General features: G+C 72.8%; 13 protein-coding genes and 1 riboswitch. Of the genes, 11 read left to right on the top strand and 2 right to left on the bottom strand.

What is annotated here, in order from left to right:
* The first annotated feature begins 46 nt into the window (after window positions 1-46).
* The gene (locus tag ACZ6KO_RS22425) at window positions 47-1,195 is read left to right on the top strand and encodes an ROK family transcriptional regulator (RefSeq protein ID WP_469305781.1); all 1,149 of its coding nucleotides are present in this window, start codon (window positions 47-49) and stop codon (window positions 1,193-1,195) included.
* A gap of 123 nt (window positions 1,196-1,318) precedes the next feature.
* Here the strand turns inward: ACZ6KO_RS22425 and ACZ6KO_RS22420 are convergent, their stop codons facing one another.
* Window positions 1,319-2,080, bottom strand: a complete 762-nt coding sequence (locus tag ACZ6KO_RS22420) for an SDR family oxidoreductase (RefSeq protein ID WP_469305780.1) — start codon at window positions 2,078-2,080, stop codon at window positions 1,319-1,321.
* Between the two features lie 187 nt (window positions 2,081-2,267).
* The gene (locus tag ACZ6KO_RS22415; protein WP_469305779.1) at window positions 2,268-4,640 is read right to left on the bottom strand and encodes a chitinase C-terminal domain-containing protein; all 2,373 of its coding nucleotides are present in this window, start codon (window positions 4,638-4,640) and stop codon (window positions 2,268-2,270) included.
* A gap of 326 nt (window positions 4,641-4,966) precedes the next feature.
* Window positions 4,967-5,097, top strand: a riboswitch (FMN riboswitch).
* A 222-nt stretch (window positions 5,098-5,319) separates the two neighbouring features.
* Here ACZ6KO_RS22415 and ribD point away from each other — a divergent pair.
* The 10 genes from ribD (at window position 5,320) to ACZ6KO_RS22365 (ending at window position 13,985) form a co-directional block, all read left to right on the top strand.
* The gene (ribD, locus tag ACZ6KO_RS22410) at window positions 5,320-6,384 is read left to right on the top strand and encodes a bifunctional diaminohydroxyphosphoribosylaminopyrimidine deaminase/5-amino-6-(5-phosphoribosylamino)uracil reductase RibD (protein ID WP_469306070.1); all 1,065 of its coding nucleotides are present in this window, start codon (window positions 5,320-5,322) and stop codon (window positions 6,382-6,384) included.
* Window positions 6,385-7,014 carry a riboflavin synthase gene (locus tag ACZ6KO_RS22405; protein ID WP_469305778.1) on the top strand — a complete coding sequence of 210 codons (630 nt, stop codon included), beginning with the start codon at window positions 6,385-6,387 and terminating at the stop codon, window positions 7,012-7,014.
* Window positions 7,011-7,664 carry a nicotinamide mononucleotide transporter family protein gene (locus tag ACZ6KO_RS22400; protein WP_469305777.1) on the top strand — a complete coding sequence of 218 codons (654 nt, stop codon included), beginning with the start codon at window positions 7,011-7,013 and terminating at the stop codon, window positions 7,662-7,664. The genes ACZ6KO_RS22405 and ACZ6KO_RS22400 overlap by 4 nt, the downstream gene beginning before the upstream one ends.
* On the top strand, window positions 7,661-8,953 hold the full coding sequence (locus ACZ6KO_RS22395; protein WP_469305776.1) for a bifunctional 3,4-dihydroxy-2-butanone-4-phosphate synthase/GTP cyclohydrolase II: 1,293 nt from the start codon (window positions 7,661-7,663) through the stop codon (window positions 8,951-8,953). Before ACZ6KO_RS22400 ends, ACZ6KO_RS22395 begins: the two co-directional genes overlap by 4 nt.
* 80 nt (window positions 8,954-9,033) lie before the next feature.
* A complete protein-coding gene (gene ribH / locus ACZ6KO_RS22390; protein WP_469305775.1) occupies window positions 9,034-9,519 on the top strand; it encodes a 6,7-dimethyl-8-ribityllumazine synthase in 486 nt (161 codons plus the stop codon).
* 35 nt (window positions 9,520-9,554) lie between these two features.
* Complete coding sequence (locus tag ACZ6KO_RS22385; protein WP_469305774.1) at window positions 9,555-9,833, top strand: phosphoribosyl-ATP diphosphatase; 279 nt, start codon at window positions 9,555-9,557, stop codon at window positions 9,831-9,833.
* Window positions 9,834-9,947: 114 nt separating this feature from the next.
* Window positions 9,948-10,796 carry an ATP phosphoribosyltransferase gene (gene hisG / locus ACZ6KO_RS22380; RefSeq protein ID WP_469305773.1) on the top strand — a complete coding sequence of 283 codons (849 nt, stop codon included), beginning with the start codon at window positions 9,948-9,950 and terminating at the stop codon, window positions 10,794-10,796.
* Entirely contained in the window at window positions 10,793-11,254 is a 462-nt protein-coding gene (locus tag ACZ6KO_RS22375; protein ID WP_469305772.1) for a PH domain-containing protein, read from the top strand. The genes hisG and ACZ6KO_RS22375 overlap by 4 nt, the downstream gene beginning before the upstream one ends.
* Window positions 11,255-11,454: 200 nt before the next feature.
* Window positions 11,455-12,936, top strand: a complete 1,482-nt coding sequence (locus ACZ6KO_RS22370) for a hemolysin family protein (RefSeq protein ID WP_469305771.1) — start codon at window positions 11,455-11,457, stop codon at window positions 12,934-12,936.
* A complete protein-coding gene (locus ACZ6KO_RS22365; RefSeq protein WP_469305770.1) occupies window positions 12,933-13,985 on the top strand; it encodes a hemolysin family protein in 1,053 nt (350 codons plus the stop codon). The genes ACZ6KO_RS22370 and ACZ6KO_RS22365 overlap by 4 nt, the downstream gene beginning before the upstream one ends.
* The last annotated feature ends 17 nt before the right edge of the window (window positions 13,986-14,002 follow it).

Below are 14,002 nucleotides of genomic sequence, written 5' to 3'. Positions count from 1 at the left end.
TGATAGATAAGACCCGGAGGCCGATCACGATGCCTAGGATGAGCGCGTGACCCCTGTCGTGCCCGCCGCCACCGCGCCGTCCCCCGCCTCGCCGAGCACGGCGCGGGCCCTCAACGACCGGCTGGCACTGCGGCTCCTCCAGGACGAGGGCCCCCTGACGGCCACCCAGCTCAAGGCCCTCACCGGACTGTCGCGCCCCTCGGTGGCCGACCTCGTCGAACGCCTCGCGGCGGCCGGGCTCATCGAGGTCGTGGGGGAGTCGGGCGAACAGCGGCGCGGCCCGAACGCCCGCGTGTACGGGATCGTCGCCCACCGCGCCCATCTCGCGGCGCTCGACGTACGGACCGACAGCGCGATGGCGGTCGTGACCGACCTGCTGGGGCGGGTCGTGGCCGAGGCGGAACTCCCGGTGGACGCGCCCCGGGCGGCGGTGGGCGAACTCCTGCGGGTGGCCCGCGCGGCGGGCGCGGCCGAACTGCACACCGTCGTGGTCGGCGCGCCCGGCCTGGTCGCACCGGCGACGGGCGAGCTGCGCGACACGTCCGGGCTGCCCGCCTGGCACCGGGAACTGGTCGCGGTGCTCCAGCGGGAGCTGCCCGCGCGGGTCCTGGTCGAGAACGAGACCAACCTGGCGGCGGTCGCGGAGCAGCGGGTGGGGGCGGCGCGCGATCTGGACTCGTTCGTGCTGCTCTGGCTGGGGGCGGGCGTCGGAGCGGCCGTGGTCCTGGACGGACGGCTGCGCCGCGGGGCGTCGGGCGGGGCGGGCGAGATCGGCTTCCTGCCGGTGCCGGGTACCGGCGGCCTGCCCTCGGCGACCGACTGCGGGGGCGGCTTCCACGCCCTGGTGGGGCGCGAGGCGGTGGCGGAACTGGCCGCCGGGTCCGGCTTCGCGGGCCCGGTGGAGGAAGCGGTGGCGGGTGCGGCGGGACCCGGGTTCCTGGACGCCCTGGCCGAACGGCTCGCGCTGGGAGCGGCGGCGGTGGCGGCGGTCCTCGACCCGGGATGCGTCGTCCTGGGCGGCGGCCTCGGCCTGGCGGGCGGCCCGCCCCTGGCGGCCCGCGTGGCGGCCCGCCTGCGCACGCTCACCCCGGTCCCGACGGAGGTCCGCGCCACGACCCTGGGCGACGGCGCGGTCCTGGAGGGCGCGCGCCTGGCGGGCCGGGACGCGGCACAGGAGGCGGTGTTCGGGGGGTAGCCGGTGGGGTGGTAGCCGGTGGGGTGGTGGCCGGTGGGGTGGTGGCCGGTGGGGTGGTGGCCGGTGGGGTGGTGGCCGCCACCCTTGTCCGCTGCGCGTTGGGCGTTGGAGGGGATAAGGGTCTCAACGCCCGCCGGAGCCCAACACCCGCCCCCGCTCCGCCGCGAAGTCGCGGAACGTGCCCTTGCCCACCGCGCGGTGGGGGGTCAGGTGGCCGCCGCGCCGGAAGGCGGCGTAGGTCCTGCCCGCCAGGGGGATCTCCACCACTCGCTTCGTGCTGCCCTTCGCCGCCAGGTAGGTGCGGGTCAGCGCGGCCAGGGTGAAGGTCTCCGGGCCGCCCATGTCCTCCACGCGGCCCGCGGGGGCGCCCGCCGCGAGGTCCGCCAGGCGGGCGGCCACCTCATCGGCCGCGATCGGCTGGCACCGTACGCCCTTGGGCACGGGGACGACCGGAAGCCTGCCCAGGGCGTCCGCGACCCGGCCCACCAGGTCGTGGAACTGGGTGGTGCGCAGGATCGTGAGCCCCAGCCCCGACTCCTCCAGCATCCGCTCGACCTCGAGCTTGGTCTTGTAATAGGGGAGCGGGACCACGTCCACTCCCACGATCGAGATGTAGACGATGTGGCCGACGCCGGCGCGGCGGGCGGCCTCGATCAGGTGGCCCGCCGCCTTCGCGTCGGCGCCGCCGCGCGGCGAGGTGGCGCAGTGCACCACGCAGTCCGCGCCCGCCATGGCCGCGTCCAGGCCCGTGCCCTCCATCAGGTCGACGGGGTGGTCCGGGGCGTGCCGGCTCAGGACGCGGACCTCGTGGCCCGCCTCCCGCAGCCGTGCCACGACCAGGGTGCCGAGGGTGCCGGTGCCGCCGGTCACGAGGATGCTTGTCATGATGTCCTGTCCTTTCGCCGAAGCCTGAAGCCCGAGGCCCGAAGTCCGGAGCCTGGAGTCCTGTCATCAGTAGAGACCGGACAGCCCTGCGGAATCTGACAGCCCACGCCACGCTCCGGGCGTGCCGCAGGGCCCGGCGGCTCATGGCCGCCGGGCCCTGCGGGCCTCAGGTCACCTGATCACCGCGTCAGCAGGCTCCCTGGTCCTTCCAGACACCCCATTCACCGGTGGTGCCGGGCTCTTCGTTCTGCGTCCACCACTGCGCCTTCCAGTAGCGGCCCTTGTGCGAGACGACCGTGCCGCCGTTGTAGACCGTGCCCGCCGTGTACGCCGGGCCCGTGCAGGTCCCGCCCGGGGGCGTGGTCGGGGGCGTGGTGGGCGGGGTGGTGGGAGGCGTCGTCGGGGGCGTGGTCGGAGGTGTGGTCGGGGGCTGGGTGCCGCCCGGCTGGGTCAGCGTGGTGCCGCGCGCCAGGTCCCCGGCGAGGGCGTAGGTGGTGCCGGAGATGGTCACGGTCCAGTTGGAGGGCGTGGACACCGGCAGGTAGTAGTTGAAGGCCAGGTCGACCGAGGCGCCCGGGGCCAGCGTCTGCCAGGCCGGCAGCTTCAGGGAGACCCGCTGGAAGTCGCCCTTCAGGCCGCCGATGTTGTTGCCGGTGTGGCCGCTGCTGATCACCTTCGTGCCGAAGCCGGACTGGTCGGAGGCGTTGTTCGGGGCCGAGGTGCCGTAGTCGAACTGGAACTCGGTGCCGCCGGGCAGCGTGGCGTTCGTGTTGTTGGTGATCTTGAGCTTCGGGGTGAGCGGGTAGTTGGAGTCGCCCAGCTTGAACTCGGTGAACTCCGTCTTGATGTCCACGGCCTGGGTCGGCAGGGCGGTCGCGCCCGCCTTCTTCGCGCCGTAGGGGGTGGCGGCCTTGAACTTGTCGTACATCAGGGAGGTGAGCGTGTCGCCCATCTCGTACTGGCCCTTGGCCGCGTTGTAGGAGTAGTCGCCCGCGAGTTCCCACACCATGGTGCCGCCGATGCCCTTGTCCACCACGTAGTCGGCCTTGGCGGCCACCGACTGCTCGTCCTCGGTGGACAGGAAGACCTTCTTCTGCGCGTTCCACAGCCACGGCGCCACCAGGGTGGAGTCGTACTTGCGGGCGTAGGTGCCGGTCAGCGTGGTGTTCGCGGGGAAGCCGTAGCGCGTGACGTAGTCGCCGACGACGCCCTTCTCCAGGTTCTTGGCGTGCCACATCGGGTTCGAGCCCGCGGGGGACTCGACGCCGTTGGTGTCCTTGTCGTGCCACAGGTTGTCGATGCCGACCGCGCCGTCGCCGCACTTGGTCAGGCCCGCGCCGGCCGGGCAGCTGGTGGCCGGGGCCTTGCCCCACAGGCCGTCGGTACCGCCCTGCACGTTCTTGAAGCCGCGGGTGTAGTACGGCAGGCCGATGTTGATGCGGCCGGCCGGCATGGAGCCGCGGAAGTAGTGGTAGGCCCAGTCGGTGTTGAGGTAGCCGACGCCGCCGTACTGGGAGGTGGAGTAGACGCCGGCGGCGGCGAGTTCGCCGTCCTTGCCGTCGTCGAAGAGCGAGGCGTTCGGGCCGACGTACTCGTTCCAGGCGCCGTGCAGGTCGTAGGACATGATGTTGACGTAGTCCAGGTACTGCTGCATCTGGAAGGTCTCCATGCCCCGCAGCAGGTAGCCGGAGGAGGGGGCGGCGACGGTGAGCAGGTAGTGCTTGCCATCGGCGGCGCCGGCCCGGTCGAGCTTCTCGCGCAGCGTCTTCATCAGGGCCGCGTAGCCCTTGACGAGGCCGGCCCGGCGGGCGTTGGCGAGCTGCCAGTCCAGCGGGTTGCCCGCGTCCTTCATCGTGGTCGGGTACTCGTAGTCGATGTCGACGCCGTTGAACCCGTACGTCTTGATGAACGCGACGGTGGAATCGGCGAACGTGTCGATGCCGGCCTGGTTGACCGAGCCGTCGGCGTTCGTGGCCATGGAGTAGAAGCCGCCGGAGGCGACCCGGCTGCCGTCGTCCGCGAAGTAGCCGCCGGTCTCGGCCCAGCCGCCGACGGAGACCAGGGTCTTGACGTTCGGGTACTGCTTCTTGAATTTGTTCAGCAGATTGAAGTGGCCCTTGTAAGGCAGTGCCGGGTCCATCTCGGCGCCCGCGACGCCCGGCCACGTCATGCCGGTGGCGGCGTTCAGCGGGCCGTCGGAGCCGACCGAGATCTTGTTGTCGGAACCGACGTGGGCGAAGGCGTAGTTGAGGTGGGTGACCTTCGACCACGGAATGTTGTTCGCGAGGTAGGCCGGGGTCCCGTCCTTGCCGGTACGCCAGCCGGTGAAGTAGCCGATGACGCGGCGCTGGTGGTCGGCGCCCATCTTCTCGCGGCCCTCGGTGTCGTAGACCGAGCAGTACGGGACGTCCACGCCCGCGGTCTTGTAGAGCCCGTCGGGGCGACAGCTCTCCTGGTCGGCGGCGTGCGAGACGCCGGAGGAGAGCCCGCCGACCAGCAGCCCGGCGATCGCGGCGCCGGATGCGAGGAGCATCGCTCTCGTACGTGTGGGGGACAGCATTGTGCCTCCTGGGGAGGGGAGGATGGCAGGACACAACGTGCAGGGGGTGGCGCAAGGGCCCGCGACGTGCGCACATCTGACGGGCTGTCTCCCTCGGAAGATGAAGCAGACGTTAAGAGGACTAGACCACCCCGTCAATAGGTCTGGACCAACGCGGGGCGGATGAGGCATCTCCGCGATCCGGTCGGCGCCCTTCCGGTTTTCCCGCCCGCCTCTCGGCCATCCGGTCGAGTACCGCTCGGATCCCGGCAGGTTGTGAGCCAGCCCACAGCGCTTCCCCGTCATGGGCCTTGACCGGCCGTGGCACACTGGCCCTGTACCAGTAGCAGCGCACTCCGGGGTCGGTGCAATTCCGAACCGGCGGTTATAGTCCGCGACCCGTCCGCAGCCAGCGGCCGGTTGACCAGGTGAAATTCCTGGACCGACGGTTAAAGTCCGGATGGGAGGCAGTGCGCGGCGGGCAGTCACCGGTACGCCGCCGCCGGCGGTTCGTTCCGTGCGTTCTCCGTACGGGCCGACCCGTTCCTTCGGCCTCGGCGTCCCCGTGTGCGCTTGTCCGCTTCTTCTGTCGTATCCCGACAGGCCCCGGAGTCCGTGCCCGATGAGGCAGGAGGACCCGGTGGCTCACCACGCCGACGCGAACGCCGCGCACGCACCGCACGAGAACGACGTGCGGGCCATGCGCCGTGCCGTCGCGCTCGCGGCCCGCGGCCTCGGGTCCACCAGCCCCAACCCCGTCGTCGGCTGCGTCATCACCGACGCCGCCGGCGCGGTCGTCGGCGAGGGCTGGCACGAGCGGGCCGGCGGCCCGCACGCCGAGGTGAACGCCCTGCGCGCGGCGGGCGACGCCGCCCGCGGCGGCACCGCGTACGTCACCCTCGAACCCTGCAACCACACCGGCCGCACGGGCCCCTGCGCGCAGGCGCTCCTCCAGGCCGGCGTCGCCCGCGTCGTCTACGCCGTCGCCGACCCGAACCCGCAGGCCAGCGGCGGTGCCGCCACCCTGCGCGCGGCCGGCGTCGCGGCCGAGGGCGGCCTGCTGGAGGCCGAGGCCGAGGCGGGCAACACCGCCTGGCTCACCTCCGTACGCCTGGGCCGGCCCCACGTGACCTGGAAGTACGCCGCCACCCTCGACGGCCGCAGCGCCGCCGCGGACGGCAGCAGCCGCTGGATCACCGGACCCGACTCCCGCGCCGACGTCCACCGGCTGCGCGCCGAGGCCGACGCCGTCCTGGTCGGCGCCGGCACCCTGCGCGCCGACGACCCGCACCTGGCCGTACGCGGGGTCGACGGCGTCACCCAGCCCCTGCGGATCGCCCTCGACACCCGCGCCGAGATCCTGCCGACCGCCCGCATCCTCGACGACGCGGCCCCCACCCTGCTCGTCGTCGGCGAGGACGCCGACACCCGGCACCTGCCCGGCGCCGGCGTGCTGCGGCTCCCGCTGCGCGACGGCCGCATCGGCGTCCACGACCTGCTCGACCGCCTGCACGCGCGCGGCGTGCGCTCCCTCCTCCTGGAAGGCGGCCCCACCCTCGCGGGCGCCTTCCTCGAAGGCGGCGCCGTCGACCGTGTCATCGGCTACCTCGCGCCCGCCCTGCTCGGCGCGGGCCCGGCCGCCCTCGCCGGCGCCGGCATCACCACCATCGCCCACGCGGTACGCCTCGACATCACCGAGGCCGTCCGCGTCGGCACCGATCTGCGCATCACCGCCGTACCCACCACCGCCCCCAAGGAGCACTGAGTGTTCACCGGAATCGTCGAAGAACTGGGCGAGGTCACCGCCGTCGAGCAGCTCGAGGAGGCCTCCCGCTTCCGCCTGCGCGGCCCCCTCGTCACCGAGGGCGCCAAGCACGGCGACTCCATCGCCGTCAACGGCGTCTGCCTGACCGTCGTGGACACCGCGGACGGCGAGTTCACCGCCGACGTGATGCAGGAGACCCTGAACCGCTCCAGCCTCGGCGCCCTGACCGCGGGCTCGCGGGTGAACCTGGAGCGCCCCATGGCCCTCGGCGGCCGCCTCGGCGGCCACCTGGTCCAGGGACACGTGGACGGCACCGGCGAGATCCTCTCCCGTACCCCCTCCGAGCACTGGGAGATCGTCAAGGTCTCGCTGCCGGCGGCGTTGTCCCGGTACGTCGTCGAGAAGGGCTCCATCACGGTCGACGGCGTCAGCCTGACCGTGGTCGAGGCCGCCGCCGACCACTTCACCATCAGCCTCATCCCCACCACGCTCGCGCTGACCACCCTGGGCCGCAAGCAGCCCGGCGACCCGGTCAACCTGGAGGTGGACGTCCTCGCCAAGTACGTCGAGCGGCTGCTCGCGGCCGGCGTGGACCCGCTGCACGCGCAGGCGCAGGAGACCTCCCGGTGAGCGCGGTCGACTGGCTGAACTCCGAGGCGTTCAGCGCCTTCGGGCAGCACATCAAGTGGTCCGACATGGTCGGCAACATCATCGGCCTGGCCGCCCTCGCGCTCGGCTGGCGCCGCTCCATATGGACCTGGCCCGCCCAGTTCGCCTCCGGCGTCATCCTCTTCGTGGCCTTCGCCGCCGGGCACCTCACCGGCAGCGCCGGCAAGCAGGTCGTGGTCATGCTGGTCGCCGTCTGGGGCTGGGCGCAGTGGAGCCGCGGCCGCCGCCAGGCCCAGGACGGCACGATCGCCGTCCGCTTCGCCACCTGGCGCGAGCGCGGTGTCCTCGTCGGCGCCGCGGCCCTGGGCACCCTCGCCGTCGGCGGCCTGTTCACCGCCTTCCCGGCGCTGTCCTGGGACCCCTGGCCGGACGCCTACATCTTCGTCGGCACGATCGTCGCGATGTACGCCCAGTCCCGCGGCATGGTCGAGTTCTGGTTCGCCTGGCTGCTGGTCGACCTGGTCGGCGTCCCCCTGAACTTCGCCAACGGCTACGCCTTCTCCGGATTCGTCTACGTCATCTACGGCGCGCTCGTCCTGTGGGGCATGCGCGACTGGTGGCTGCGCTCCCGTACCAACTCCGCCCCCGCCCTGGAAGGAGCAACGGCATGACGCTCAAGGCAGTACGTGACGTCGACGTCGACACCGAGGAGAGCTTCCGCCTCGACCCCGTCGAGCAGGCCATCCGCGACATCGCGGCCGGCCGCCCCGTGGTCGTCGTCGACGACGAGGACCGCGAGAACGAGGGCGACCTCGTCATCGCCGCCGAGATGGCGACCCCCGAGATCGTCGCCTTCATGATGAGCGAGTGCCGCGGCCTGATCTGCGCCCCCATGGAGGGTCCGGAACTGGACCGCCTGGAACTCCCGCAGATGGTCCTGCGCAACACCGAGTCGATGCAGACCGCCTTCACCGTCTCCGTCGACGCGAGCGCCGCCCACGGCGTGACCACCGGCATCTCCGCCGCCGACCGGGCCACCACCCTGCGCCTGCTCGCCGACGGCGTCAGCGGCCCCGGCGAGTTCGTGCGCCCCGGCCACATCTTCCCGCTGCGCGCCAAGCCCGGCGGCGTCCTGGCCCGGAGCGGCCACACCGAGGCCGCCGTCGACCTCGCCCGCCTCGCGGGCCTGCGCCCCGCCGGCGCCATCGTGGAGATCGCCGGCGAGGACGGCGTCATGCTGCGCCTGCCCGAGCTGATCCCGTTCGCCCGCAAGCACGGGCTGACGATCATCTCCATCGAGGACCTGATCGCCTACCGCCGCTCCGCCGAGCCGACCGTGCGCCGCGAGGCCGAGGTCAGCCTGCCGACGGCCTTCGGCGAGTTCACCGCGTACGGCTACCGCTCCACCGTGGACGGCGTCGAGCACGTGGCGCTCGTCCACGGCCCGATCGGTGACGGCGAGGACGTCCTGGTCCGCATGCACTCCGAGTGCCTGACCGGCGACATCTTCCACTCCCTGCGCTGCGACTGCGGCCCCCAGCTGCACGCCTCCATGGAGCGGATCAAGGCGGCCGGCCGCGGCGTGGTCGTCTACCTGCGGGGCCACGAGGGCCGCGGCATCGGACTGCTGTCCAAGCTGCGCGCGTACGAGCTCCAGGAGCGCGGCCGCGACACCCTCGACGCCAACCTGGAGCTCGGCCTGCCCGCCGACGCCCGCGACTACGGGGCGGGCGCCCAGATGCTGGCCGACCTCGGGGTGCGCAGCGTCCGGCTGATGACCAACAACCCCGACAAGGCCGACGCCCTCACCCGGCACGGCATCGAGGTCGCCGGGCGCGAGCCGATGCCCGTCGAGGCGGGCGAGCACAACCTGCGCTACCTGCGCACCAAGCGCGACCGGATGGGGCACGACCTGCCCTGGCTCGACGCGAGCGCCGTCTCGGCCTGCGGCAGCCAGTAGCACCCCGTCACCCACGAGCAGTACCCGTACAACCCGTACCGAGAACCCGTATCAGAACCTGTGAAGCACCGAGGAGAGCTGTGAGCGGCAAGGGCGCACCCGAACTGAGCGTGAAGAACTGTGGCGACCTGCGGGTCGCGGTCGTCGCGGCCCAGTGGCACGAGAAGGTCATGGACGGCCTCGTCGACGGTGCCCTGCGCGCCCTGCACGAGCTCGGCATCGACGAGCCGACCGTGCTGCGGGTCCCCGGCAGCTTCGAGCTCCCGGTGGTGGCGAAGGTACTGGCCGGTCGCGGATACGATGCCGTCGTCGCCCTCGGCGTGGTCATCCGTGGCGGCACCCCCCACTTCGACTATGTGTGCCAGGGCGTCACCCAGGGCCTGGTGCAGGTATCGCTCGAGACCGGAGTCCCCGTCGGCTTCGGCGTTCTGACCTGCGACAACGAGGAGCAGGCGCTGGACCGCGCCGGACTCGAGGGGTCGAACGAGGACAAGGGGCACGAAGCGGTCACCGCCGCCGTCTCCACCGCGATGACCCTGCGGACGGTCAGCGAACCCTGGCGCTGAGTGGCGCGGGGGAACCCCGTATTCTGAGGACCATCATGGCGAACGAATCCTCCAAGACCTTCGAGGAGCTCTTCTCCGAGCTCCAGGCCAAGGCGACCGGCGACCCCATCACCTCCCGCACCGCCGAGCTGGTCGGCAAGGGCGTCCATGCCATCGGCAAGAAGGTCGTCGAGGAGGCCGCGGAGGTCTGGATGGCCGCCGAGTACGAGGGCAGGGAAGCCGCCGCCGAGGAGATCTCCCAGCTGCTCTACCACGTCCAGGTGATGATGGTGGCGCGCGGGATCTCCCTCGACGACGTCTACAAGCACCTCTGACACCTCCGGGCCGGCCGGCACCACATCTCCCGGCCGGCCCCGGCCGACCCCTCGCCGTGCGTCCCCACGCCCCGCACAGCACCACTTCTTGATCGCGAACAAAGGAACCGCATCATGCTGCGCATCGCCGTCCCCAACAAGGGTTCACTCTCCGGACCTGCGTCGGAGATGCTCCATGAGGCCGGTTACCGGCAGCGCAAGGAGTCCAAGGAACTCGTCACGGTCGACCCCGAGAACGAGGTCGAGTTCTTCTACCTGCGGCCCAAGGACATCGCGATCTACGTCGCGTCCGGCAAGCTCGACATCGGCATCACCGGCCGTGACCTCCTGCTCGACTCCGGCGCCAACGCCGAGGAGATCCTCCCGCTGAACTTCGGGCGCTCCACCTTCCGCTACGCCACCCGGCCGGGCACCGCGAAGGGCCCCGAGGACTTCCACGGGATGACGATCGCCACCTCGTACGAGGGGATCGTCGCCAAGCACCTCGCCGAGGCCGGCATCGACGCCTCCGTGGTCCACCTGGACGGGGCCGTCGAGACCGCGATCAAGCTCGGCGTCGCCGAGATCATCGCCGATGTCGTCGAGACCGGCACCAGCCTGCGCAACGCCGGCCTGGAGGTCATCGGGGAGCCGATCCTCCAGTCCGAGGCCGTCGTCATCAGGCGCAACGGCGCCGACGCCGACCACCCGCAGGTCCAGCAGTTCCTGCGGCGCCTCCAGGGCGTCCTGGTCGCCCGGTCGTACGTGATGATGGACTACGACTGCCGCGCCGAGCACCTGGAGCGCGCGGTCGCCCTCACCCCGGGCCTGGAGTCGCCGACCGTCTCCCCGCTGCACAACGAGGGCTGGGTCGCCGTCCGCGCGATGGTCCCCGCCAAGGAGGCCCAGCGGGTCATGGACGACCTCTACGAGCTCGGCGCCCGCGCGATCCTGACCACCTCGATCCACGCCTGCCGCCTGTGAGCGCCGCCGACCTGCCGGCCGTGCCGGCCCTGCCCGTCACCTTCCGCCCCCAGCGCACCCGCGCGGTGCTGCTGGGCGTCGGCGCGGCCATGTTCGCCACCATCACGGCGGTCGCGCTGCTGCTGGAGCGGCTGAGCACCGGCGAGCGGATCAGCTTCGTCTTCACGGCCGCCCTGCTGACGTCCGTCCTGGTCCTGCTGGCCCGCCCCAAGGTGGTCGCCGACGAGAACGGCGTGACCGTCGTCAACCTCACCAACCGGCGGCGCCTGGCCTGGGCCGAGATCCTGCGGGTCAACCTCCGCCCGGGCGACCCCTGGGTGTTCCTCGACCTCAGCGACGGCACCAGCCTGCCCGCCCTCGGCATCCAGCCGGGGATCGGCCGTGCCCAGGCCATCGGCGACGCCCGCGCCCTGCGCGCGCTCGCCGAGAGCCGCGGATCCGGCGCCCACGACCGCTGACGCCCCGCCCCGGCACCCGCCCGTGCCATTGCGGCGGCGATCTCAATGACTACCCTGGTGGCGGGGCGCGTCCGTGCGCCCCGCTCGTGGCCCCGGACCCCCGGGGCCCATGGGCACCTGCGACTTGAGGAGTGACTCCCTCCAGCAATGGACGGATCGTCCGGTAGTACCCGCGCCGCCCTCTCCCCAGGGGTGGCGGCATGACCATCCCGCTACTCCTGCTCGTGGCGGCATTCGTTCTGATCCTCGCCAACGGCTTCTTCGTGGCGGCCGAGTTCGGCCTCGTCACCGTCGAGAAGCCCGAGGCGGAACGCGCCGCGGCCGACGGTGACCGCCGCGCCCGCCGGGTCGTCACGGCCCTGCGGGAGCTGTCCTTCCAGCTCTCCGGCACCCAGCTCGGCATCACCCTCACCTCCCTCGTGGTCGGCATGCTCGCGCAGCCCGCCCTGGCCGGCCTGCTGTCGGGGCCGCTCGGGGCCACCGGCCTGCCCGAGGGAGCCGTCTCCGGCGTCGCCGTCGTCATCGGCATGCTGCTCGCCTCCGCCGTCCAGATGGTCGTCGGCGAGCTGGTCCCGAAGAACTGGGCGGTCTCCCGGCCGCTCCAGGTGGCCCGCTTCGTCGCCGGCCCGCAGCACGCCTTCTCCCGTGTCTTCCGCCCGGTCATCGCCGGCCTGAACGCGGTCGCCAACCGGCTGGTACGGGCCCTGGGCGTCGAGCCCGCCGAGGAGCTGGCCTCCGCCCGCACCCCCGGCGAACTGGTCTCCCTGGTCCGCCATTCGGCCCAGGCCGGCGCCCTCGAACAGGACACCGCCGACCTGTTCGTCCGCACCCTCTCGCTCGGCGAGCTCACCGCCCAGCACGTCATGACCCCCCGCGTGAAGGTCAGCGCCCTGCAGTCCACCGCCACCGCGGCCGACGTGCTGAACCTGACCCGCGCCACCGGCCTGTCCCGCTTCCCGGTCTACCGCGAGCGCATCGACGAGATCACCGGGGTCGTCCACCTCAAGGACGCCCTCGCCGTGCGCGAGTCCCAGCGCGCCCGCACCACCGTCGACCGGATCTGCGTCCCCCCGCTGCTGGTCCCCGGCACCCTGCCGGTCCAGCCGCTGCTGGAACGGCTGCGCAGCGAGCAGCCCATGGCCGTCGTCGTCGACGAGTACGGCGGCACGGCCGGCGTCGTCACCCTGGAGGACATCGTCGAGGAGCTCGTGGGCGAGGTCCGCGACGAGCACGACCTCGCCGAGGACGCGGGCCCCGAGCTGGCCGCCGTCGCCACCGAGGACGGCCGCCCCTCCTGGGAGGCCGACGGCAGCTGCCGCGTGCAGACCCTGCGCCGGATAGGCCTGGAGGTACCCGAGGGCCCGTACGAGACCGTCGCCGGCCTCGTCGCGGACCTGCTCGGCCGGATCCCCGCCCCCGGGGACCGCGCCGAACTCCCCGGCTGGCGGCTCTCCGTCCGCCAGGTCGGCCGCAACCGCGCCGAGCGCGTCCGGCTGGTCCCGCTGGTCCCCGCGCCCGCCCTCGGTGCGTACGGGGACCCCGGCACCGCCGCCCCCGGCACCGTCGTCGCCCCCGGCCGCGCGGCCGTCCCCGCCACCGCGGGCATACCGGCCGCCACCGCGGCCCGGACCGCCCGTACCGCGGAGCAGCGGTCCGCCGCGCTCGAGGGGGCCGGCCGGTGAGCGTCCTCCAGCTCCTCTTCGCCCTGCTCCTGGTCCTGGCCAATGGTTTCTTCGTGGGCGCCGAGTTCGCCCTGGTCTCCGTGCGCCGCAGCCAGATCGAGCCGCTCGCGGCCTCCTCCAAGCGGGCCCGCCAGGTCCTGCACGGCCTGGAGAACCTGCCGCGGATGATGGCCGCCGCCCAGTTCGGCATCACCGTCTGCTCCCTCACCCTGGGCGCGGTCGCCGAACCCACCGTGGCGCGGCTGCTGGAGCCCGTCTTCCACGCCGCCCACGTCCCGCAGGGCCTGATCCACCCCCTCGGCTACGCGTTCGCGCTCGCCGCCGTGGTCTTCCTGCACCTGGTCATCGGCGAGATGGTCCCCAAGAACCTCGCCATGGCCGCCCCCGAGAAGACCGCCCTGTGGTTCAGCCCCGGCCTGGTCGCCTTCGCCCGCCTCTGCGGGCCGGTCACCACCGCGCTCGGCGCCTGCGCGCACTGGGTGCTCCGCCTCTTCAAGGTCGAGCCGAAGGACGAGGTCGAGGCCGTCTACACCAGCGCCCAGCTGGGCCGCCTCGTCCAGGACTCGCGGCAGGCCGGGCTGCTGGAACCGCAGGAGCAGGAGCGCCTGGAGGACGCCCTGGAGCTGGGCAGCCGCCCGGTCACCGACGTGCTCCTGGCCCGCGACCGGCTGGTCACCGTCGCCCCGACGGCGACCCCCCGCCAGATCGAGCAGCTGACCGTGCGCACCGGCTACTCGCGCTTCCCGGTCCGCTCCGAGGGCGGCGCCTTCATGGGCTACCTCCACGTCAAGGACGTCCTGGACCTGGAGGAGCGGGAACGGGCGGTCCCGCAGCGCGTCTGGCGCCGCATGCCCACCCTGTGCGCGACCCTCCCGCTGGACGACGCCCTGACCGTCATGCGCCGGGACGCCACCCACCTGGCCCAGGTCGCGGACCCGGCCGGCCGGGTGCTCGGCCTGGTCGCGCTGGAGGACGTACTGGAGATGCTGGTCGGCGAGGTACGCGACCCCGCGCACCGCACGGCGGGACCCGTCGCCCTCGCCCGCTGACCCGCCCGGCACCGGCC

The sequence above is a fragment of the Streptomyces sp. NPDC042102 genome (genome assembly GCF_055582305.1).
This window is presented reverse-complemented; position numbering and strand designations above follow the sequence as displayed.